The sequence below is a fragment of the Alphaproteobacteria bacterium HT1-32 genome (assembly GCA_009649675.1).
Lineage (GTDB): Bacteria > Pseudomonadota > Alphaproteobacteria > Rhodospirillales > HT1-32 > HT1-32.
On sequence record WJPL01000003.1, the window covers coordinates 617,518 to 639,807 of the forward strand.

General features: G+C 56.4%; 31 protein-coding genes. All 31 read right to left on the reverse strand.

Annotated features, from left to right (window positions below):
- Positions 1-13: 13 nt before the first annotated feature.
- A complete protein-coding gene (locus GH722_18310) occupies positions 14-1,030 on the reverse strand; it encodes a DNA-directed RNA polymerase subunit alpha (protein MRG73721.1) in 1,017 nt (338 codons plus the stop codon).
- Positions 1,031-1,114: 84 nt separating this feature from the next.
- Positions 1,115-1,507, reverse strand: coding sequence for a 30S ribosomal protein S11 (gene rpsK, locus GH722_18315; protein MRG73722.1), 393 nt, complete (start codon positions 1,505-1,507; stop codon positions 1,115-1,117).
- A gap of 9 nt (positions 1,508-1,516) precedes the next feature.
- Entirely contained in the window at positions 1,517-1,885 is a 369-nt protein-coding gene (gene rpsM, locus GH722_18320) for a 30S ribosomal protein S13 (protein ID MRG73723.1), read from the reverse strand.
- A gap of 106 nt (positions 1,886-1,991) precedes the next feature.
- Complete coding sequence (locus tag GH722_18325; protein MRG73724.1) at positions 1,992-2,558, reverse strand: adenylate kinase; 567 nt, start codon at positions 2,556-2,558, stop codon at positions 1,992-1,994.
- Positions 2,555-3,901, reverse strand: a complete 1,347-nt coding sequence (secY, locus tag GH722_18330) for a preprotein translocase subunit SecY (GenBank protein MRG73725.1) — start codon at positions 3,899-3,901, stop codon at positions 2,555-2,557. The genes GH722_18325 and secY overlap by 4 nt, the downstream gene beginning before the upstream one ends.
- 23 nt (positions 3,902-3,924) lie before the next feature.
- Positions 3,925-4,416 (reverse strand): 50S ribosomal protein L15, encoded by a 492-nt coding sequence (locus tag GH722_18335; GenBank protein ID MRG73726.1) that lies wholly within the window; start codon positions 4,414-4,416, stop codon positions 3,925-3,927.
- 31 nt (positions 4,417-4,447) lie between these two features.
- A complete protein-coding gene (gene rpmD / locus GH722_18340; protein MRG73727.1) occupies positions 4,448-4,639 on the reverse strand; it encodes a 50S ribosomal protein L30 in 192 nt (63 codons plus the stop codon).
- Between the two features lie 4 nt (positions 4,640-4,643).
- Positions 4,644-5,231, reverse strand: coding sequence for a 30S ribosomal protein S5 (gene rpsE / locus GH722_18345; GenBank protein MRG73728.1), 588 nt, complete (start codon positions 5,229-5,231; stop codon positions 4,644-4,646).
- Between the two features lie 7 nt (positions 5,232-5,238).
- Entirely contained in the window at positions 5,239-5,604 is a 366-nt protein-coding gene (rplR, locus tag GH722_18350) for a 50S ribosomal protein L18 (protein MRG73729.1), read from the reverse strand.
- 9 nt (positions 5,605-5,613) lie between these two features.
- Complete coding sequence (gene rplF, locus GH722_18355) at positions 5,614-6,147, reverse strand: 50S ribosomal protein L6 (GenBank protein MRG73730.1); 534 nt, start codon at positions 6,145-6,147, stop codon at positions 5,614-5,616.
- Between the two features lie 11 nt (positions 6,148-6,158).
- Positions 6,159-6,557: a 30S ribosomal protein S8 gene (gene rpsH / locus GH722_18360; protein ID MRG73731.1), complete on the reverse strand. Its 399-nt coding sequence runs from the start codon at positions 6,555-6,557 to the stop codon at positions 6,159-6,161.
- A 13-nt stretch (positions 6,558-6,570) separates the two neighbouring features.
- Positions 6,571-6,876 carry a 30S ribosomal protein S14 gene (gene rpsN, locus GH722_18365; GenBank protein MRG73732.1) on the reverse strand — a complete coding sequence of 102 codons (306 nt, stop codon included), beginning with the start codon at positions 6,874-6,876 and terminating at the stop codon, positions 6,571-6,573.
- 17 nt (positions 6,877-6,893) lie between these two features.
- Positions 6,894-7,439, reverse strand: coding sequence for a 50S ribosomal protein L5 (rplE, locus tag GH722_18370; GenBank protein MRG73733.1), 546 nt, complete (start codon positions 7,437-7,439; stop codon positions 6,894-6,896).
- 17 nt (positions 7,440-7,456) lie between these two features.
- Complete coding sequence (rplX, locus tag GH722_18375) at positions 7,457-7,774, reverse strand: 50S ribosomal protein L24 (protein MRG73734.1); 318 nt, start codon at positions 7,772-7,774, stop codon at positions 7,457-7,459.
- On the reverse strand, positions 7,774-8,142 hold the full coding sequence (gene rplN / locus GH722_18380; GenBank protein ID MRG73735.1) for a 50S ribosomal protein L14: 369 nt from the start codon (positions 8,140-8,142) through the stop codon (positions 7,774-7,776). Before rplN ends, rplX begins: the two co-directional genes overlap by 1 nt.
- A 62-nt stretch (positions 8,143-8,204) precedes the next feature.
- Positions 8,205-8,441: a 30S ribosomal protein S17 gene (gene rpsQ / locus GH722_18385; GenBank protein ID MRG73736.1), complete on the reverse strand. Its 237-nt coding sequence runs from the start codon at positions 8,439-8,441 to the stop codon at positions 8,205-8,207.
- A gap of 10 nt (positions 8,442-8,451) precedes the next feature.
- Positions 8,452-8,649, reverse strand: coding sequence for a 50S ribosomal protein L29 (gene rpmC / locus GH722_18390; GenBank protein ID MRG73737.1), 198 nt, complete (start codon positions 8,647-8,649; stop codon positions 8,452-8,454).
- Between the two features lie 4 nt (positions 8,650-8,653).
- Complete coding sequence (gene rplP / locus GH722_18395) at positions 8,654-9,073, reverse strand: 50S ribosomal protein L16 (protein ID MRG73738.1); 420 nt, start codon at positions 9,071-9,073, stop codon at positions 8,654-8,656.
- 30 nt (positions 9,074-9,103) lie between these two features.
- A complete protein-coding gene (gene rpsC / locus GH722_18400) occupies positions 9,104-9,781 on the reverse strand; it encodes a 30S ribosomal protein S3 (protein ID MRG73739.1) in 678 nt (225 codons plus the stop codon).
- Positions 9,781-10,161 (reverse strand): 50S ribosomal protein L22, encoded by a 381-nt coding sequence (gene rplV, locus GH722_18405; protein MRG73740.1) that lies wholly within the window; start codon positions 10,159-10,161, stop codon positions 9,781-9,783. The genes rpsC and rplV overlap by 1 nt, the downstream gene beginning before the upstream one ends.
- Before the next feature lie 2 nt (positions 10,162-10,163).
- Positions 10,164-10,442 carry a 30S ribosomal protein S19 gene (gene rpsS, locus GH722_18410; protein ID MRG73741.1) on the reverse strand — a complete coding sequence of 93 codons (279 nt, stop codon included), beginning with the start codon at positions 10,440-10,442 and terminating at the stop codon, positions 10,164-10,166.
- Between the two features lie 15 nt (positions 10,443-10,457).
- Entirely contained in the window at positions 10,458-11,294 is an 837-nt protein-coding gene (gene rplB / locus GH722_18415) for a 50S ribosomal protein L2 (GenBank protein MRG73742.1), read from the reverse strand.
- A 2-nt stretch (positions 11,295-11,296) separates the two neighbouring features.
- The gene (locus GH722_18420; GenBank protein ID MRG73743.1) at positions 11,297-11,620 is read right to left on the reverse strand and encodes a 50S ribosomal protein L23; all 324 of its coding nucleotides are present in this window, start codon (positions 11,618-11,620) and stop codon (positions 11,297-11,299) included.
- Positions 11,617-12,237 (reverse strand): 50S ribosomal protein L4, encoded by a 621-nt coding sequence (rplD, locus tag GH722_18425; GenBank protein ID MRG73744.1) that lies wholly within the window; start codon positions 12,235-12,237, stop codon positions 11,617-11,619. The genes GH722_18420 and rplD overlap by 4 nt, the downstream gene beginning before the upstream one ends.
- Positions 12,238-12,241: 4 nt before the next feature.
- The gene (gene rplC, locus GH722_18430) at positions 12,242-12,997 is read right to left on the reverse strand and encodes a 50S ribosomal protein L3 (protein MRG73745.1); all 756 of its coding nucleotides are present in this window, start codon (positions 12,995-12,997) and stop codon (positions 12,242-12,244) included.
- Positions 12,998-13,013: 16 nt separating this feature from the next.
- Entirely contained in the window at positions 13,014-13,322 is a 309-nt protein-coding gene (gene rpsJ, locus GH722_18435; GenBank protein MRG73746.1) for a 30S ribosomal protein S10, read from the reverse strand.
- Positions 13,323-13,384: 62 nt separating this feature from the next.
- On the reverse strand, positions 13,385-14,575 hold the full coding sequence (gene tuf, locus GH722_18440; protein MRG73747.1) for an elongation factor Tu: 1,191 nt from the start codon (positions 14,573-14,575) through the stop codon (positions 13,385-13,387).
- Between the two features lie 29 nt (positions 14,576-14,604).
- On the reverse strand, positions 14,605-16,683 hold the full coding sequence (gene fusA / locus GH722_18445; GenBank protein MRG73748.1) for an elongation factor G: 2,079 nt from the start codon (positions 16,681-16,683) through the stop codon (positions 14,605-14,607).
- Between the two features lie 26 nt (positions 16,684-16,709).
- Positions 16,710-17,177 carry a 30S ribosomal protein S7 gene (rpsG, locus tag GH722_18450; GenBank protein ID MRG73749.1) on the reverse strand — a complete coding sequence of 156 codons (468 nt, stop codon included), beginning with the start codon at positions 17,175-17,177 and terminating at the stop codon, positions 16,710-16,712.
- Between the two features lie 12 nt (positions 17,178-17,189).
- A complete protein-coding gene (rpsL, locus tag GH722_18455; GenBank protein MRG73750.1) occupies positions 17,190-17,561 on the reverse strand; it encodes a 30S ribosomal protein S12 in 372 nt (123 codons plus the stop codon).
- A gap of 336 nt (positions 17,562-17,897) precedes the next feature.
- Positions 17,898-22,256, reverse strand: coding sequence for a DNA-directed RNA polymerase subunit beta' (gene rpoC, locus GH722_18460; GenBank protein ID MRG73751.1), 4,359 nt, complete (start codon positions 22,254-22,256; stop codon positions 17,898-17,900).
- Positions 22,257-22,290: the final 34 nt, after the last annotated feature.

The window sequence follows — 22,290 nt, forward strand, 5'->3', positions numbered from 1 at the left end:
CTAAAGCACGCGGTCAGTAAGGCTCTTCGAGCTTTTTGGCCAGGTCTTCAATGTTTTCAGGCGGCCATTCCGGGATCTCCATACCGAGATGCAATCCCATTTGGGCCAGGACTTCCTTGATCTCATTCAGCGACTTACGGCCGAAGTTCGGCGTACGGAGCATTTCCGCTTCCGTCTTCTGAACCAGGTCACCGATGTAGATGATGTTGTCGTTCTTCAGGCAATTTGCCGAACGGACGGACAGTTCAAGCTCATCAACCTTGCGAAGCAGGTTGCGGTTGAACGGCAGCTCATCACCCTTCTCTTCCTCAGACGCCGCTTTCGGGTCTTCGAAATTCACGAAGAGCTGCAACTGGTCCTGCAGGATGCGCGCAGCCAGAGCCACCGCATCATCAGGGGTTACCGCGCCATTGGTCTCAACCGACAGTGACAGCTTGTCATAGTCGGTAACCTGACCAACGCGGGAGTTCTCAACCTTGTAGGTCACCTTCTTGCAGGGACCAAACACGGCATCAACCGGGATCAGACCGATCGGCGAGTCTTCCGCACGGTTCTGTGCCGCAGCGACATACCCTTTGCCGGTCTCGACCGTCAGTTCCATCGAAATCCGCGCACCGTCATCCAGTGAACAAATCACCAGATCCGGGTTCATGACTTCGATGTCATGGCCGGTTTCGATATCGCCCGCCTTGACTTCGCCCGGGCCGGTTGCCGTCAGCGAAATCCGTTTCGGACCTTCGCCATGCATACGCAGCGCCAGCGACTTCACGTTCAGCACAATATCGGTGACATCTTCCCGAACACCCGGAATCGACGAGAACTCATGCAGCACGCCGTCAATCTGGATTGCCGTAACAGCAGCACCCTGAAGTGACGAGAGCAGAACGCGACGCAGCGCGTTACCAAGAGTAAGACCGAAGCCGCGCTCAAGCGGTTCAGCGACTACGACAGCTTCGAGAGCCGGATCGCTTCCTGCATTGATTTCAAGCTTGTTCGGCTTGATCATTTCCTGCCAGTTTTTCTGAAGCACGTTGATCAACCTTTCTTGACAGCATTCGCCGCGCAAGTGCGCGGCGCAAAAATTGCCGGCCCGAAGGCCGGCAACAGACTCGACTTAGACCCGCCGACGCTTGCGCGGACGGCAGCCATTATGCGGAATCGGGGTCACATCACGAATTGCGGTGATGGTGAAACCAACCGACTGCAGTGCACGAAGAGCAGATTCACGACCTGACCCCGGCCCCTTCACTTCGACCTCAAGGGTCTGCATGCCATGTTCCATTGCCTTCTTGCCGGCATCTTCGGCGGCAACCTGAGCGGCATAGGGGGTCGATTTCCGCGAACCCTTGAACCCCTGAGAACCGGCCGATGACCAGGAAATCGCATTGCCCTGGGCATCGCTGATGGTGATCATCGTATTGTTGAAGGACGCATTCACATGGGCGACACCCGATGTGATGTTTTTCCGCTCACGACGGCGGGGACGCGCAACTGCTGCTTTTGCCATAACTCTCTCTTACTTCTTCTTGCCGGCGATAGCGCGCGCCGGACCTTTACGGGTGCGCGCATTGGTATGCGTGCGCTGGCCATGTACCGGCAAACCGCGCCGGTGACGAAGACCACGATAGCAACCCAGGTCCATCAACCGCTTGATGTTCATGGCCACTTCACGACGCAGGTCACCTTCGACCTGATAGTCGCGGTCGATTACTTCACGAATGCGACCGAGCTCATCATCCCGCAGCGAATTCACGCGAGTCGATTCGTCAACCGCGCAACTCGCGCAGATTTCTTTCGCCTTGGTCTGACCAATGCCGTGGATATATGTCAGTGCGACCACAACACGTTTGTCGGTCGGTATGTTAACGCCAGCTATGCGCGCCAAAATGCGTACTCCTCAAAAGACGTCCAGTAATTGACGCCGTCAATGTCCAGGGGGCGAAAAGGCGGCGGATTATACGCACGAACCCTGCCCTGTCAACCCGACAGCCTCAGTTCAAAATCTTCATGATCTGGCCGGAGACACTGTCGATGTCTGCCATGCCATCCACTGTCTTCAACGCGCCCTTACCCCTGTAGTAAGGAATAATCGGCGCCGTCAGATCACGATACACTTCAAGCCGCTTGCGCAGCGTTTCCTCATTGTCATCCGAACGTGCCCCGCCGGTCTCTGCAGCCCGGCTTTTGATACGCTCGAAAAGAACTTCCTCATCGACCTCAATCGAGATCACGTGGTCGATCTTCAGCCCCTTCTCGTCCAGCATGGCGTCAAGCGCCTCTGCCTGTGCAACTGTCCGCGGGAAGCCATCGAGGATAAACCCGTTGGCACAATCCGCTGCGGTCAGACGGGCTGAAATGATACCGACCATGATATCATCAGAGACCAGATCGCCGCGGTCCATGATGACCTTGGCCTGCTTACCCAGCTCCGTACCTTCGTCCACTGCCGCGCGCAACATATCGCCCGTTGACAATTGAACAATCGAAAACTTGTCCATCAGGCGTTGCGCCTGCGTTCCCTTGCCGGCACCCGGCGGTCCCAGAAGTATCAGATTCATCCCCTGCGCCCTCTTAGCTTGGACTTCTTGATGAGTCCCTCATACTGATGCGCCAGCAGATGCGACTGGATCTGGGCGACGGTGTCCATTGTCACCGTCACCACGATCAGCAGCGACGTGCCACCGAAATAGAACGGTACATTGAACCGCGAAATCAGGATCTCCGGCAGGATGCAGATCAGTGCCAGATAGGCAGCACCGATGACTGTCAGCCGCGTCAGCACATAATCGATATAATCTGCTGTATTCTTGCCAGGCCGGATACCCGGAACGAAACCACCATGCTTCTTCAGGTTATCTGCCGTATCCGCAGGGTTGAACACCACAGCGGTATAGAAGAAGGCAAAGAACACGATCATCCCAATATACATCGCGATATAGACAGGCTGCCCCGGCGCAACATAGGCCGTCACGGCCGTCAGCCAGCTGCTGCCTCCGCCGGATGCCGCAAACTGCGCGACCGTCAGCGGCAGCAACAACAGGGAACTGGCAAAAATCGGCGGAATAACGCCAGCCGTGTTCAGCTTCAGCGGCAGATGAGAGTTCTCACCACCGAACATCTTGTTGCCGACCTGACGCTTCGGATACTGAATGATAATCCGGCGCTGAGCCCGCTCCACGAACACGATCATCGCGATGATGGCGACTGTCATGAACAGCAGGAAGATGATGAACAGCGTCGAAAGCGCACCTGTACGGCCGAGTTCAAGAGTACTCACCAGTGCCGTCGGAAGCTCCGCAACAATGCCCGCAAAGATAATCAGCGAGATACCGTTACCCACACCACGGGCCGTCACCTGCTCACCCAGCCACATCAGGAACACCGTCCCGCCGACCAGCGTGATGACACCCTGCGCCCTGAAGAACAGGCCGGGATCAGCAACTGCCGGGCCGATAGACCCGGTCATGCCCTCAAGGCCGACCGTAATGCCATAAGCCTGGAACGTAGCGATCAGCACCGTCAGATAACGGGTGTACTGATTCATCCGCTTGCGGCCCTGTTCGCCCTCTTTCTTCATCTGCTCGATGGTCGGCGAAACCGTTGCCATCAGCTGCATGATGATCGAGGCCGAAATATACGGCATGATGTTCAGGGCAAAGATCGACATCCGTCCCAGGGCACCGCCCGAGAACATATTGAGCATATCAATGATGCCGCCGCTCTGCTGCTGGAAGAAGTCAGCCAGAATGGCTGCATCCACTCCCGGCAGCGGAATGAACGTGCCCATGCGATAGACAATCAGCGCACCCAGTGTAAACCAGATGCGCTTCTTGAGTTCCGTCGCCTTGGAAAATGCTCCAAGATTGACGTTCGATGCGAATTGCTCGGCGGCTGACGCCATTCGATATGCTCCGATCTGCGACCTTATTCGGCGCTTTTGGCGTCGTCGGTGACCTTCGGCGCGAGAATCGTCACCGAACCTCCCGCCTTCTCAACAGAAGAAATTGCCGATTTTGTGGCATGGGCGACACGAAGTTCAACTTTCGCTGTCAGTTCCCCGTTCCCCAGCACCCGCACACCATCGAGCGAACGACGGATAATACCGGCATCGGAAAGGGCTTCTGCCGTCACCGGCTTTGCCGCATCCAGCTTGCCTTCGTCGATAGCCTTCTGCAGACGACCCAGGTTCACTTCCGCAAACTTGTTGCGGAAAATATTGTTGAACCCGCGTTTTGGCAGGCGCCGGTAAATCGGCATCTGGCCACCTTCAAAGCCCTTGATGGCAACGCCTGAACGCGCCTTCTGGCCTTTGTGACCTTTACCGGAGGTCTTACCCGTACCGGAACCGATACCACGACCGATACGCTTGCGGTCCTTGCGGGCTCCGGGATTGTCTCTGAGTTCGTTAAGCTTCATGGCTTTCTTCCTTTTGTTCGCGAGAACCGGATCAACCGGCGTCTACGACGCGAACGAGATGGCTCACCTTGTCGATCATGCCGCGCACGGAAGGGGTATCTTCCAGAACACGGGTACGGTGCAACTTGTTCAGACCCAGGCCAACCAGCGTTGCGCGCTGGTCTTTCGGGCGGCCAATCGGGCTGCCGGTCTGCGTCACCGTGATGGTTTTCTTAGCAGCCATCAGATTACTCCTTCTCGACCGAAACGGCATCAGCAGATCCGTCACGACGTGACACGATCTCGCCGACCTTTTTGCCCCGGCGTGATGCAATCGAACGCGGGCTGTGCAGCCGCTTCAGCGCATCAAATGTTGCCTTGATCATGTTATGCGGGTTCGTCGTACCGAGCGACTTTGCAACGATATCCTGGATACCCAGGGTTTCGAAGACAGCGCGCATCGGACCACCGGCAATAATACCGGTACCCGGAGGAGCCGACCGCAGGATGACCCGACCGGCACCGAAATGGCCCGTCACGTCATGATGCAATGTCCGGCCTTCCCGCAGCGGAACGCGGATAAGATCGCGCTTCGCGGCTTCGGTACCCTTGCGGATAGCTTCCGGCACTTCACGGGCCTTGCCCGATCCGACGCCGACACGACCCTTCTGATCACCAACCACGACAATTGCGGCAAAGGCGAAACGACGTCCACCCTTCACCACCTTGGCGACACGGTTGATATGGACCAGCTTGTCGACGAATTCCGACTCTTCGCGGGGCTGATTTCCACCGCGTTCGCGGCGGCCTTCGGAAGCCTTTGGATTGCGTGCCATATCTACCTCAGAATTTCAGGCCGGCTTCACGCGCGGCATCCGCCAGCGCCTGAATGCGACCATGATAAATGTAACCGCCGCGATCGAAGATCACGGTCTCGACGCCGGCAGCCTTGGCGCGCTCAGCGATGAGCTTGCCAACTTCCGCAGCCGCTTCCTTGTTACTGGAAGACGAGAACTTGCCGCGCATATCCTTCTCGATCGACGAGGCAGAGGCGACAGTGTTGCCGCTCGTGTCATCAATCAGCTGAGCATAGATATACTTGTTCGAACGGAAGACCGAAAGACGGACGCGATCGCCGGCTTTAGCCTGGAGTTTCCGGCGCGTACGTTCACGACGACGCAGGAAAAGTTGTCTGGGTGAATTTCTCATTTCGGCGTCCTACTTCTTCTTGCCTTCTTTACGGATGATGAATTCGTCAGCATAGCGAACACCCTTGCCCTTATAAGGCTCAGGCGGACGATAGCTGCGAATTTCAGCCGCAACCTGGCCGACACGTTGCTTGTCGGCGCCGGAAATGGAAATGGATGTCGGCTTTTCACAAGTCATCGTGATCCCTTCGGGGATCGGATAGATGACATCGTGGCTGAAACCGAGCTGCAACTGCAGGTTCTTGCCCTGCAGCGCGGCACGATAGCCAACACCGGTGATTTCAAGGTTCTTGGTATAGCCTTCGCTGACACCAATCACCGCGCTTTCGACGAGCGTGCGCATTGTGCCCCACATCGACCGCGCGCGCTTTGAATTATCGCGCGGCGTGACATAGACCATATTATCTTCAATGCGGCCATCGACCTCTTCGACGAGCTTGACGGTGAGTTCACCAAGCTTTCCCTTTGCCGCGAGCACCTGACCAGCCAGATTGACTGTGACGCCGCTCGGAATCGGAACCGGGTTCTTACCAATACGTGACATTCAAACCCCCGTCAGAATACGCGACAAAGGACTTCGCCACCAACATGGTGGTCGCGGGCTTCAGCATCGGACATCACGCCTTTCGGAGTCGAAAGGATCGAAATGCCGAGACCGTTATAGACCCGCGGCAGGTCCTTGATCTTGGAATAAACACGACGGCCAGGCGTCGATACACGGCTGATTTCCTGAATGACGGGCGAACCATCATGATATTTCAGGTCAATCTTCATCTCGGTGATACCCTTGCGGATTTCAACCGAGCTGTAACCACGAATAAAACCTTCGCGCTGCAGGACGTCGCACACATTGGCGCGCAGCTTCGACGCAGGCGAATTAACGCTCGACTTGCCGGCTCTCTGGCCATTGCGGATACGGGTCAGCAAATCGGCGAGCGGATCTGTCATAGACATCGCTTGCTACTCCTTACCAGCTCGACTTGACCATGCCGGGAATCTGACCATCCGAGGCCAAATCCCGCAGCTTGATGCGACAGAGCTTGAATTTCCGATAATTGCCACGCGGACGACCGGTCAGCTCGCAGCGCAGGCGCTGGCGAGTCGGTGACGCATTACGTGGCAACTGAGCCAGCTTTACAGCAGCTTCGAACCGGGCTTCCGGGTTGGAGTCCTTGCTGTAGATAAGCTCTTTCAATGCTTTACGCTTAGAAGCGAACTGATCCGCAAGCTTCTCACGACGCTTGCCACGCTGGACCATGCTTTTCTTTGCCATAGCAGTATTCTCCCGCCTCAGCTGACGAACGGGAAATCGAATTTCTTGAGGAGCGAGCGCGCCTCATCATCCGACTTCGCCGATGTTACAATAATGATGTCCATGCCCCGGATCTTGTCGACCTGGTCATAGTTGATTTCCGGGAACACGATCTGTTCCTTGAGACCCATCGCGAAATTACCCCGACCGTCAAACGTCTTCGGCGACAGTCCACGGAAGTCGCGGACGCGCGGCAGAGCGATATTTACCAGACGGTCAAGAAATTCATACATCCGGTCCTTGCGCAGCGTGGTCTTGCAACCAATCACCATGCCTTCACGGATCTTGAAGGTAGCAACCGACTTCTTGGCACGTGTCACGATCGGCTTCTGGCCGGTGATCGCGGTCATGTCCCGAAGCGCACCTTCGATTTTCTTTTTGTCCGCAGACGCTTCACCAACACCCATGTTCACGACGATCTTCTCGATCTTCGGCACGGCCATCGGGTTAGTGTACTTGAACTCTTCGAGCATAGCCGGATGAATCACCGACTTGTAATGCTCCTGCAGGCGTGAAGCAGCCATGTTACAAGCTCCCCCGATCAAACATCAATGACTTCGCCGGAACGCTTTGCAAAGCGAACCTTCCGGCCGTCATCGAGAGTTTTGAAACCAACGCGGGTCGGCTGATCCGTCTTCGGATCAACATGCGCGACGTTCGATACGTGAATCGCCGCTTCCCGCTCCTGAATGCCACCAGGATTTGTCTGGCTGGCACGCTGATGACGCTTGATCATGTTGACCCCGCTGACCACAACGCGGTCAGATTCCGGTACAACACGAAGAACTTCACCCTGCTTGCCGGCATCCTTGCCGGACAGCACGACGACCTTGTCGCCCTTACGAATACGAGCAGCCATCAGAGCACCTCCGGCGCCAGCGAAATGATTTTCATATACCGCTTCGCACGCAACTCACGCGTAACCGGCCCGAAGATACGGGTACCGATCGGCTCACCCTGCTTATTGATAAGCACGGCGGCGTTGCTGTCGAAACGAATGGCAGAACCATCCGGGCGGCGGATTTCCTTAGCGGTCCGAACGATGACAGCGCGATGCACGTCACCCTTCTTAACACGACCACGCGGAATGGCGTCTTTGACGGAGACAACGATAACGTCGCCTACACCAGCAAACTTCCGCTTCGACCCGCCCAGAACTTTGATGCACTGGACGCGGCGAGCGCCTGAATTGTCTGCAACATCCAGATTGCTTTGCATCTGAATCATGGCAGTGACCTTTCCCTAGTATCGCGACCGGATATCCGACGCGATGTCGTTACGTCTAGCGCTTAATCCTGATCTGCGATGATTTCCCATCGCTTCGTCTTTGAGTGGGGACGGCATTCACGGATGCGAACGGTCTCCCCAACCTGGATAGCGTTGGCCTCATCATGCGCCCGATATCTTTTCGAGCGCCGGATGAACTTCTTGTACAGCGGATGCATGATCCGCCGTTCAACCTTCACAGTGACGGTTTTGTCGCCTTTATCGCTGACAACCACACCCTGCAGAATTCTTTTCGGCATTTCTATTACCTCAGGAAGCGCTACGGGCGCGTTCACCCATAATCGTTTTCACGCGCGCAATATCACGACGCACCTGCGTCACGCGCGCTGTGTTTTCAAGCTGGCCACTGGCTCTCTGAAAACGGAGGTTGAATGCCTCTTTTTTCAGGCTCAGCAGCTGATCCTTGAGCTCGTCGTCAGATTTCTGACGGATATCTTCGGCTTTCATCGCGTTATCCCATTTCACCAACACGGGCGACCATCTTGGTCTGCACCGGAAGCTTCGCAGCAGCGAGCTCGAATGCCCGCTTGGCGATGTCATAGCTCACGCCATCAACTTCAAACATGATCCGGCCCGGCTTGACTTTCGCAGCCCAGAACTCAACAGAGCCCTTACCTTTACCCTGACGAACTTCGGCAGGTTTGGCAGTCACCGGCACATCCGGGAAAATCCGGATCCACACCCGGCCCTGACGCTTCATGTGACGGGTAATCGCACGACGCGCAGCTTCGATCTGACGCGCAGTAACACGCTCAGGCGTCAGTGCCTTCAGGCCAAACGCGCCAAAGTTCAGGGCCGTACCGCCCTTCGCGAGACCGTGAATACGCCCCTTGTGGGCCTTCCGGTACTTTGTTCTCTTCGGTTGCATCATGGTGCAAACGTCCTCTTGGTAAGCCTGGCCTTAGCGGGCCGGCTGCTGGTCCTGAAGCAACTTGTCCATCGCCATCGGGTCATGGGCAAGAATCTCACCTTTGAAGACCCAGCATTTGATGCCGCAGGCTCCATAAGTGGTCTGCGCGGTCGCAACGCCGTAATCAACATGTGCGCGCAGCGTATGCAAGGGAACACGTCCTTCGCGATACCATTCCGTCCGGGCAATTTCTGCGCCGCCGAGGCGGCCAGCTGCATTGATCCGGATGCCTTCTGCGCCGAGACGCATGGCCGACTGGACCGAACGCTTCATCGCACGGCGGAAAGCCACACGACGCTCAAGCTGCTGCGCGATGTTTTCGGCGATCAGCTGGGCATCGATTTCCGGCTTGCGGATCTCAACAATATTCAGATGCACTTCGGTACCGGTCATCTTCGACAGATCCTGACGAAGCTTTTCGATATCCGTACCCTTACGGCCAATGATGACACCGGGGCGTGCGGTATGAATGGTAATCCGTGCCTTCTTTGCCGGACGTTCGATAACGACCTTGGCAACACCAGCACCGATCAGGCGCTTTTTCAGGTATTCACGGAGAGCAAGATCTTCGTGCAGAAGACCTGCATAACCTTCGTCGGCATACCAGCGGGAGTCCCACGTGCGGTTGATGCCCAGGCGAAAACCGACTGGATTGACTTTCTGACCCATCAGGCGATCTCCTCGCGTTCGCGCACAACAATCGTCAGGTTGCTGAACGGTTTCAAAATCTTGCCTGTACGGCCACGTGCACGGGCGCGCCAGCGCTTCATCACGATGCCCTTGCCGACGCTGGCTTCTGCAACAACCAGATTGTCGATATCAAGCTGGTGATTGTTTTCCGCGTTAGCGATGGCCGATTGCAGACATTTATGCACATCACGTGCAATCCGCTTCTTCGAGAAATACAGATCGTTCAGCGCGCGTTCCGCGCCAAGACCTCTGATCGACTCTGCGACAACGTTCAGCTTCTGCGGTGAAATGCGGATGTTCCGCACGATCGCCTTGGCTTCCGTGTCGGACAGACGACGCTCTGATGCCGGCTTGCCCATGATTACTTCCTCTTCGCTTTCTTGTCCGCAGTGTGACCGTAGTAGGTCCGTGACGGAGAAAACTCACCGAACTTATGTCCAATCATATCTTCGGTTACCATAACCGGGATATGCTTGTGACCGTTGTACACGCCGAACGTCAAACCGACGAACTGCGGCAGGATCGTGGACCGGCGGGACCAGATTTTGATGACCTGATTGCGACCGGACGCACGCCCGGCTTCCGCCTTCTTCAAGAGGTATCCGTCTACAAACGGACCTTTCCAGACCGAACGAGCCATATTCGTCAAACTCCCTTAGCGCGATTTCCGCTGATGGCGGCTGCGCATGATGTACTTGTCGGTGGACTTGTTGGAGCGCGTACGCTTGCCCTTCGTGGGCTTGCCCCAAGGAGTCACCGGATGACGTCCGCCAGAGGTACGGCCTTCGCCGCCACCATGCGGGTGATCGATCGGGTTCATGGCCACGCCACGAACCGCCGGGCGCTTGCCAAGCCAGCGATTACGGCCGGCCTTGCCCAGATTGATGTTCTGATTGTCGGCGTTGGAAACCGCACCCACCGTTGCCCGGCATTCACCGAGAACGAGCCGCAGTTCACCGCTCGACAGACGCAGCTGCGCATAACCGGCATCCTTACCGACCAACTGGCCGTAGGTTCCGGCGGAACGTGCAATCTGCGCGCCCTTGCCCACCTTCATCTCGATATTATGGATGATGGTGCCGACAGGGATATTCTTAAGCGGCAGGCAGTTGCCTGGCTTGATGTCAGCCCGCTCGTCACTGATGACCACGTCACCGGCTTTCAGACGCTGCGGTGCAATGATGTAGGCAACTTCGCCATCTTCATATTTCAGCAGCGCAATGAACGCCGTGCGGTTCGGATCATATTCGATCCGTTCAACCGTAGCAGACATACCGGTCTTGTTACGCTTGAAGTCAATAACGCGATACCGGCGCTTGTGGCCGCCACCGCGACGACGCGCGGTAATACGACCGGTATTGTTCCGGCCACCCTTTTTCGTCAGACCTACTGTCAGTGACTTTTCAGGGCCACCTTTGTAGAGCTCGGACTTGTCAACCAGCACCAGGGTGCGGCGACCGGGCGTGGTCGGATTGAATTGCTTGAGAGCCATGATCAGATCCCCGTGGTCACGTCGATGTTGCTGCCCTCGGCCAGCGTTACCATCGCTTTTTTACGGTCGACACGTCGGCCCAACTGCTGACGGAACCGCTTGGTTTTGCCCTTGAGGACGCTCGTATTCACCGCGGTCACCTTTACCGAGAAAAGGTTCTCGATCGCGGCCTTGATTTCCGGCTTGGATGCATTCAGCGGCACTTCAAAGAAAACCTGACCATGCTCGGAAGCATTGGTCGACTTTTCCGTGATGATCGGATGACGCACAATGTCATACATCCGTTCCTGCGTCGGCATCACCGGCTTGCGAATTTTCGCGCTCATTTCAGGCGCTCCTCGAGAGCGGTAACCGCATCGCGCGTCAGCACGAGCGTATCGCTCCTCAAAATGTCATAAACATTGGCACCGACAGACGGCAACACTGCCACCGACGGAATGTTCCGCGACGCCAGGGTAAAGTTGCGGTCGACCTCGGCACCGGCGATCACCAGGGCACGGCCCCAGTTCAGGCCGGCCAGCTTGCCGACAAGTGCCTTGGTACGCGGCTCGTCACAGGTCGCATTGTCGAGGATAACCAGCTGACCGGCAGAAGCCTTCGCAGACAGGGCGCATTTCATCGCCAGCTTGCGAACTTTCTTGGTCAGCTCGATACCATGATCACGAGGCGTCGGGCCGTGGGCAATACCACCACCACGCATCTTGTTTTCACGGTTTGAACCACGACGTGCGCGACCGGTGCCTTTCTGGCGGAACGGCTTCGCCGTCGTACCGGAAACTTCACCGCGTCCCTTGACCTTATGCGTACCGGCGCGGCGCTTGGCGAGCTGATAGTTCACCATACGGGCCAGCAGGTCACGACGGACTTCGACACCAAAAATGGAGTCAGCGAGTTCGATATCGCCGACCGACTTGTTATCGAGATTGATGACTTCGGATTTCATGGCCTCAGTCCTTCTTTTCTTCGGTAGCCGCATCATCCGCAGCTGCCTCAACCGCTTCATTCTCGACCGGTGCTTCTTCAGCAGCCGCTTCGATCAGAGCCGCCGGATAAGGAACGCCTTCCGGAGCTGCGCGCTTGGCAGCATCACGGATCAGAACCCAGCCGCTTTTCGCGCCGGGAACCGCACCCTTGACCAGCAGATAGCCCTTTTCTTCGTCAGCACCGACGATTTCAAGGTTCTGGACCGTGACGCGGGTTGCGCCCATATGGCCAGCCATCTTCTTGCCCTTGAACACCTTGCCCGGATCCTGGCACTGACCCGTGGAACCGTGTGACCGGTGAGAGATCGAAACGCCATGCGTTGCTTCAAGACCGGCGAAGTTCCAACGGCGCATACCGCCCTGGAACCCCTTACCAATCGAGATGCCGCTGACATCAACCTTCTGGCCATCAAGGAAATGCTTCGGGCTCAGCCGCGCACCAGCTTCAAGCAGCGCATCTTCGGCAACCCGAAATTCCGCAAGCTTGCGCTTCGGCTCAACTTTAGCCTTCGCAAAGTGACCACGCATCGGCTTGGTCACGTTTTTAGGTGTCCGATTGGAAACGCCCAGCTGAACGGCATTGTAGCCATCACGCTCGGTGGTCCGGACAGCAACGACCTGACAATCGTCAACCTTGACGACCGTCACCGGCACATGCTGGCCATCGGCCCGGAAGACGCGGGTCATGCCGACCTTTTGTCCGATTAATCCTGTACGCATCGATCTCGATCCCTACTTAGAGCTTGATTTCGACGTCAACACCGGAGGCGAGGTCGAGCTTCATCAGCGCGTCCACCGTCTGCGGTGTCGGATCGACGATATCCAGCACCCGCTTATGCGTGCGTATTTCAAACTGTTCCCGCGATTTCTTATCGATATGCGGGGAACGCAGCACAGTGAATCGCTCAATGCGGGTCGGCAGCGGAATAGGTCCGCGCACCTGAGCGCCCGTACGTTTCGCTGTGCTTACAATTTCGCGCGTCGACTGATCCAGAATTCGATGATCGAATGCCTTAAGCCGTATGCGAATATTCTGACTGTCCATCGTGACTCAACCGTCCAAGTGAGGTGCCCCGCAAACAGGCGGGGCACTCTCGGGTTTCTGTTTTAGTCCTGGATCGAAGCGACGACGCCGGCACCGACAGTGCGGCCCCCTTCGCGGATAGCGAAGCGCAGTCCCTCGTCCATCGCGATCGGTGCAATAAGATTCACCGACATCGCAATATTATCACCCGGCATGACCATCTCTGTGCCTTCCGGAAGTTCGATCGTCCCTGTCACGTCCGTCGTACGGAAGTAGAACTGCGGACGATAGTTCGAGAAGAACGGTGTATGACGACCGCCCTCTTCTTTCGTCAGGATGTAGCACTCGCACTTGAACTTCGTGTGCGGTGTGATCGAGCCCGGCTTCGCCAGAACCTGACCACGCTCCACGTCGTCGCGCTTCGTGCCACGCAGAAGTACACCAACGTTGTCCCCCGCACGACCTTCGTCGAGCAGCTTGCGGAACATTTCAACGCCCGTGCAGGTCGTCTTCGTCGTGTCCTTGATACCAACGATCGAGATTTCTTCACCAACCTTGATGATACCCGTCTCGATACGACCCGTCACAACCGTGCCGCGACCAGAGATCGAGAACACGTCTTCGATCGGCATCAGGAACGGCTTGTCTACCGGACGCTCCGGCTGCGGGATATAGGCGTCAACCTGCGCCATCAGCTCAAGGATCGCATCGTGGCCGGTTTCCTTGTTGGAATCTTCCAGCGCTGCGAGAGCCGAGCCCTTGACGATCGGAATATCGTCGCCCGGGAAATCATAGGACGACAGCAGCTCACGAATTTCCATCTCGACAAGCTCGAGAAGCTCTTCGTCATCAACCTGATCGACCTTGTTCATGAAAACGACAAGCGCCGGAACACCAACCTGGCGGGCAAGAAGGATGTGCTCGCGGGTCTGCGGCATCGGGCCATCAGCTGCCGACACAACAAGAATCGCACCATCCATCTGCGCCGCACCCGTGATCATGTTCTTCACATAATCAGCATGGCCCGGGCAATCGACATGCGCATAGTGACGGCTTTCCGTCTCATATTCCACATGTGCCGTCGAGATCGTGATACCACGTGCCTTCTCTTCAGGCGCCTTGTCAATCTGGTCATATGCCGTGAAGGCTGCACCACCGGCTTCCGCCAGTACCTTCGTGATCGCCGCCGTCAGCGACGTCTTGCCATGGTCAACGTGACCAATCGTGCCGATGTTGCAATGCGGCTTCGTGCGCTCAAACTTTGCCTTACCCATAACTCTCTCTCCAATTATCTGGCGCTGGATTAACCAGCGAGCTTTCCGCGGATCTCTTCCGAAACTGCCTGCGGCACTTCGGCATAGTGATCAAAATGCATCGAATACTGCGCCCGGCCCTGGGACATCGAGCGCAGTGTGTTCACGTAACCGAACATGTTCGCCAGCGGCACCATGGCAAGCACGACGCGGGCATTACCGCGGGTGTCCATGTCATTTACCTGACCGCGACGGCTGTTCAGATCGCCAATGATATCGCCCATGTAATCTTCCGGCGTAACCACTTCGACCCGCATGACCGGCTCAAGCAGCTTCGGACCAGCCTTCTGCACGCCTTCACGGAAGGCAGCACGGGAGGCGATTTCGAAGGCCATGACGCTTGAGTCAACGTCGTGGTAAGCACCGTCAAACAGCGTGATCTTGAAATCGGTAACCGGGAAACCGGCGAGAACGCCCGTCTGCTGTGCCGAAATCAGACCCTTTTCAACGCCCGGGATATATTCACGGGGAACGTTACCACCGACAACCTTGCTCTCGAATTCATACCCTGACCCCGGCTCAAGCGGCTCAAACCGCAACTGAATGCGGGCGAACTGCCCCGAACCACCGGTCTGCTTCTTGTGCGTGTAATCGACTTCGATCGTCTTCGAGATGGTTTCCCGATAGGCAACCTGCGGCGCACCGACGTTAGCGTCAACCTTGAACTCGCGACGCATACGGTCAACGAGGATTTCAAGGTGAAGTTCGCCCATGCCCTTGATAACTGTCTGACCACTTTCGTTGTCACTGGAAACCCGGAATGACGGATCTTCAGCAGCAAGGCGATTAAGCGCCACACCCATCTTTTCCTGGTCACTCTTGGTCTTCGGCTCGACCGCAACCTCGATAACCGGCTCCGGAAATTCCATCCGCTCAAGAATAACCAGCGAATTCGGATCACAGAGCGTATCGCCAGTCGTGGTGTCCTTGAGACCGGCAATAGCAACGATGTCGCCAGCACTGGCTTCTTTGAGCTCTTCGCGGTCATTGGCATGCATCAGCAGCATACGACCAACGCGCTCACGCTTTTCCTTAACCGTATTCATCACATAGCTACCGGCCTCAAGCGTACCGGAATAGATACGGATGAAGGTCAGCGTACCGACAAACGGATCGTTCATGATCTTGAAAGCAAGCGCAGCGAACGGCTCTTTCTCGGAGTTGTTACGCTCGATCACGTCTTCCGTACCAGCCTTCACACCCCGGATTGCCGGAACATCAATCGGCGACGGCAGGAAGTCGACCACTGCATCAAGAAGCGGCTGCACGCCTTTATTCTTGAAAGCCGTACCGTTCAGAACCGGAACAAATTCGTTGGCAATCGTGCCCTTGCGAATGCACTTGCGCAGAGTCGCGGCATCCGGCTCGGTACCTTCAAGATAGGCTTCCATCGCAGCATCGTCCTGCTCGACAGCGAGCTCGACAAGCTTCTCACGATATTCAGCAGCCTGATCAGCAAGATTTGCCGGAATATCAAGATACTCGAACGACGCGCCGAGTTCTTCGCCATTCCAGACGACCGCACGCATTTCGATCAGATCAACCACACCTTCGAATTCCGCTTCCGAACCGATCGGCAACTGAATGACCATCGGAACTGCGCCAAGGCGACCCTTGATCATTTCAACACAACGGAAGAAGTCAGCGCCGGTGCGGTCCATCTTGTTGACGAAACACATCCGCGGAACGCCATACTTGTCAGCCTGACGCCAGACAGTCTCGGACTGCGGCTCAACGCCGGCAACAGCATCAAATACTGCTACCGCACCATCGAGAACACGCAGGCTACGCTCGACTTCAATGGTGAAGTCAACATGGCCCGGCGTATCAATGATATTGATCCGGTGGTCCTTCCAGAACGCCGTGGTCGCAGCGGAGGTAATCGTGATGCCACGCTCCTGCTCCTGCTCCATCCAGTCCATCGTCGCGGCGCCGTCATGGACTTCACCGATCTTGTAGGACTTGCCCGTATAAAACAGGACGCGTTCCGTCGTCGTGGTCTTACCCGCATCAATATGGGCCATAATGCCAATATTGCGGTATTTTTCGAGAGGTGTCTGAGCTGACATAACGAGTTATTCCGGTTGGATTTCTATTACCAGCGATAATGCGCGAACGCTTTGTTGGCTTCCGCCATACGATGCGTGTCTTCGCGTTTTTTCACTGCGCCGCCGCGATTGTTCACAGCGTCCATAAGTTCACCGGACAGCCGGTCAACCATGGTCACTTCGGAACGCTTGCGGGCGTTATCGATGATCCAGCGAATGGCCAGGGCCTGACGCCGTTCCGGACGAACCTCAACCGGCACCTGATAGGTTGCACCACCAACACGGCGGGAACGCACTTCAAGGGACGGCTTAACATTGTCCAGAGCTTCATGGAACATACGAACGGGATCACCGCCCTTGCGGTCCATCTGATCAAACGCACCATAAAAGATCTGTTCGGCAGTCGACTTCTTGCCGTGGATCATCAGGCTGTTGATGAACTTTGTAATGACCTGGTCACCGAACTTGGCGTCAGGAAGAATATCGCGCTTCTCAGCGGCGTGGCGACGTGACATCTGGCGCGCTCCTTATTTCGGCCGCTTCGCGCCGTACTTCGAACGGCGTTGCTTGCGGTCCTTGACACCCTGGGTATCCAGCGTGCCGCGAATGATGTGGTAACGAACGCCCGGCAAATCCTTTACACGACCGCCGCGGATCATGACCACCGAATGCTCCTGAAGATTATGCCCCTCACCCGGGATGTAGGAGGTCACTTCAAAACCATTGGTCAGACGCACACGGGCAACCTTACGAAGCGCCGAGTTCGGCTTCTTCGGTGTGGTCGTATAGACGCGGGTGCAAACCCCACGCTTTTGCGGACAGGCCTTGAGGGCCGGTACGTTGTTTCGTGCAATCGGCTTGCGCCGGGGATTGCGAATCAACTGGTTAATTGTCGGCATCCGACACCTTTTCCTTAATCAAACCTAATGGTCGACGCAGCCGCGCCGGGTTTATGTTTCTGCAAAACCAAACCGCACCCTATGTCCGTCGTCTCTTTCGACGGCCAGGCTGCGGATAATTTCACTGCCTTGCGGCTGTATATTCTCGCGTTTCCCATCTTGCCACTGCGTCTCGGGCGTATGCCGACCACCAGTGGCTAGGAGGCGCGCAATATATTCACAGGGGTCTGGAGCGTCAAGCGCCGTTCTTAACTAAAGTAAAACCCTTGTGAATCGCTGTTCGTGAAGGCAATTGGGTAACATCCTTACCCTCACGAACAGCTAAACGAACGATTATCAATCGTCTCCGTCGATGCTTGCCGACTCACTGGCAGCGGCTTCAGCAGAAGCAGCCAGTGCTGCCGACTCATCCTTGGCCGTCTGATCGGCCAGAACCTTGTCACGGTCGGCTGCAATCTCACGCATCCGGTTCATGACAGAGCCCGTACCTGCCGGGATAAGACGTCCGACAATCACGTTTTCCTTCAGACCATGCAGGTTATCGATCTTGCCGGAGACCGCTGCTTCCGTGAGGACGCGTGTGGTTTCCTGGAACGATGCTGCAGAGATGAAGGATGATGTCTGCAGGCTGGCCTTGGTAATACCCTGCAACACAGGACGTGCAGCAGCAGGCTGCTTGCCACCCTTCATCATCTTCTCGTTGATCTGGTCGAATTCGAGTTTCTCAACCAGCTCCCCGACAAGGAAGGTCGTGTCACCAGGCTCCGAGATTTCGACTTTCTGCAGCATCTGGCGAACGATCACCTCGATATGCTTATCGTTAATCTTCACACCCTGAAGACGATAGACCTCCTGAATCTCGTTCACGAGATAGGATGCCAGCGCTTCAACACCCATGACTTCCAGAATGTCATGCGGCACCGGATTACCATCGATCAGCGGATCGCCCTTACGGACATAGTCGCCTTCCTGAACGGCAAGATGCTTGCCCTTCGGGATCATGTAATCCATCGGTTCCGCACCGTCATCCTCGGTCGGCACAACAGTGATACGCCGTTTCGACTTGTAGTCCTTGCCGAACTCAACCCGACCCTCGTTGTGCGAGATGATCGAATGGTCCTTCGGCTTGCGGGCTTCGAACAATTCGGCAACCCGCGGCAGACCACCGGTGATATCACGTGTCTTCGAGCTTTCCCGGGGAATACGTGCCAGCACGTCACCGGCAGCAACGGACTGACCCGGCTCCACCGACAGAATGGCGTCGAGGCTCATGAAGTAGCGGGCTTCGATACCGTTCGGCAAGGCCAGTACTTCGCCATTATCGTCACGAAGCGTAATCCGCGGCTTCAGGTCGTTGCCCTTTGGCTGCTGCTTCCAGTCGATGACCACCTTGTTGGAAATGCCCGTCGCTTCATCGAGGACTTCACGATAGGACACGCCTTCAACCATGTCGACGAAGTGAACGATACCTTCCTTCTCCGTCATGATCGGGAGGGTGTAGGGATCCCACTCGGCCAGTTTGTCACCACGGGCGACCTTCTTGCCATTCTTCACCAGCAACTTCGCACCATACGGCAGACGATGCCGGGCGCGCTCGCGTCCCTGATCGTCCTTCAGGATCATTTCAGCATTACGCCCCATGACCACCGGAACGCCGCTGGAGTTATTGACGGAGTTATCGTTGAGCACGCTCAGCACGCCGTCATGGCTGGCTTCAATATGCGACTGTTCTGCACCACGCTGGGCAGCACCACCGATATGGAAGGTACGCATGGTCAGCTGTGTACCCGGCTCACCAATGGACTGAGCGGCAATAACACCGACAGCCTCACCGATATTCACCGTCGTACCACGTGCCAGATCGCGGCCATAGCAGGCCCCGCAGACACCGCCGACGCTTTCACAGGTCAGCACGGAGCGGATCTTCAGATCCTCAACATCCGCATTTTCCATGATCTCGATATCGTCTTCCTCGATCAGCTTGCCCTGGGGAACCAGAACTTCGCCGGTCACCGGATGCAGAACGTCCAGAGACGCCGTGCGACCGAGAACACGATCTTCGAGCGAGGCTACCGTCTCGCCGCCTTCAACCACGGCACCAACGGTCAGACCGTCAATGGAACCGCAATCTTCCTCGATGATGATGGCGTCCTGCGCCACATCGACAAGACGACGTGTCAGATAACCGGAGTTAGCTGTCTTGAGAGCCGTATCTGCCAGACCCTTACGGGCACCATGGGTCGAGTTGAAGTACTCGAGCACGGTCAGGCCTTCCTTGAAGTTTGAAATGATCGGCGTTTCGATGATTTCACCAGACGGCTTGGCCATCAGGCCACGCATACCGGCAAGCTGCTTCATCTGGGCCGCAGAACCACGGGCACCGGAATGAGCCATCATGTAAACCGCGTTGATTTCCTTCGTCGGATCCGACGTATCGGAAATACGCTTCATCATTTCATCAGCAACAACGTCGGTGCAGCGTGACCAGGCATCGACAACCTTGTTGTACTTCTCACCCTGGGTGATCAGACCGTCCTGATACTGCTTTTCGAATTCCTTCACCAGATCCTGCGTATCCGTCACCAGCTTTTCCTTGGTGTCGGGGATCAGCAGATCGTCCTTACCAAAGGAGATGCCGGCGCGGCAGGCATTGGTGAAACCAAGGGTCATCAGGCGGTCAGCAAAAATCACCGTCTCCTTCTGACCGCAATGGCGATAGACAATATCGATCACCGACGAGATTTCCTTCTTGGTCAGCAGACGGTTGACCAGTTCGAAGGGAACCTTCGGATTACGCGGCAGGATTTCAGCAATCCGCATACGGCCCGGCGTCGTCGTGACGAGACGCGTAACCGGCGCACCCGTCTCGTCAACGGTCCGGTAACGGGCCTTGATCCGGGTGTGAATGCTGATTGCCTTGCCGTCGATAGCCTGCTCGATTTCGGAAGAACCGGCGAAACGCGGCACCCGATGGGTAACGCCCTTACCTTTCTTGACGAGATCAAACAGCGCCTTGACGTCCTTGCCTTCGATTTCACGACCCGTCTTCGGATCGGCAACAACAACGTCGCCATTTTCATAGGCTGCTGACATCGCTTCTTCGGAATCGATTGAGACAATCGGACCGAAGGAGCCAAGACGTTCATAGCTGAGGTAATAGAGACCCAGCACGATATCCTGTGATGGCACGATGATCGGCTTGCCGTTGGCCGGGCTGAGGATGTTGTTCGTCGACATCATCAGAACGCGGGCTTCAAGCTGTGCTTCAAGCGACAGCGGTACATGGACCGCCATCTGGTCGCCGTCAAAGTCAGCGTTAAACGCGGTGCAGACCAGCGGGTGAAGCTGAATGGCCTTACCTTCGATCAGAACCGGCTCAAATGCCTGAATACCAAGACGGTGAAGCGTCGGCGCACGGTTCAGCATGACCGGATGTTCGCGGATAACCTCTTCAAGGATATCCCAGACTTCCGGACGCTCTTTTTCGACCATGCGCTTCGCTGCCTTGATCGTCGTCGCCATGCTGTAGAGTTCCAGCTTGGAATAGACGAACGGCTTGAACAGTTCGAGCGCCATCTTCTTCGGCAGGCCGCACTGATGCAGTTTCAGTTCCGGACCCACCACGATGACCGAACGGCCGGAGTAATCGACGCGCTTGCCGAGCAGGTTCTGACGGAAGCGACCCTGCTTGCCCTTCAGCATGTCGGACATCGACTTCAGCGGACGCTTGTTCGCGCCGGTAATGGCACGACCACGACGACCGTTGTCGAACAGGGCATCAACTGATTCCTGCAGCATGCGCTTTTCGTTGCGGACGATGATGTCCGGCGCACGCAATTCGATCAGGCGCTTCAGGCGGTTGTTCCGGTTGATGACACGACGATACAGATCGTTCAGATCGGAGGTCGCGAAACGGCCACCGTCGAGCGGCACCAGCGGACGCAGCTCGGGCGGGATAACCGGAACAACTTCCAGAATCATCCACTCCGGACGGGCGCCCGACGCCATGAAGGCTTCAACCAGCTTCAGTCGCTTGACGAGCTTCTTGCGCTTGGTTTCTGACTTGGTTTCCGCCAGATCTTCACGCAGCGTCTCAAGCTCGTCTTCCATATCGAGCTCTTTGAGCATTTCGCGGATCGCCTCCGCACCGATACCGGCGCGGAAGTTATCCTGACCATACTCATCAAGCGCGTTCTGGTAGCCGTCTTCCGACAGCAGTTCGAACTTTTTCAGCGGTGTCAGGCCCGGTTCGATAACCACATGGTTTTCGAAGTACAGAACCCGCTCCAGATCCTTCAGGGTCATGTCGAGCAGCAGGCCAATACGGCTCGGCAGCGACTTCATGAACCAGATATGGGCAACCGGCGACGCCAGTTCGATATGACCCATGCGCTCGCGGCGTACCTTTGAAAGCGTGACTTCAACGCCACATTTTTCGCAGATGATGCCACGATATTTCATGCGCTTGTACTTACCGCACAGGCATTCGTAGTCCTTGATCGGGCCAAAAATCCGGGCGCAGAACAGACCGTCCCGCTCCGGTTTGAAAGTCCGGTAGTTGATCGTTTCCGGCTTTTTGATCTCACCGAACGACCAGGAACGAATCCGCTCCGGGCTGGCGATAGCGATCTGAATCTGGTCGAACGACTGGCTCGATCCTGTGACCTGGCCGAAAATCTTCATCAACTCATTCATGTTCTTCTCCCGTATGGGTCATATGTCCTGAGAC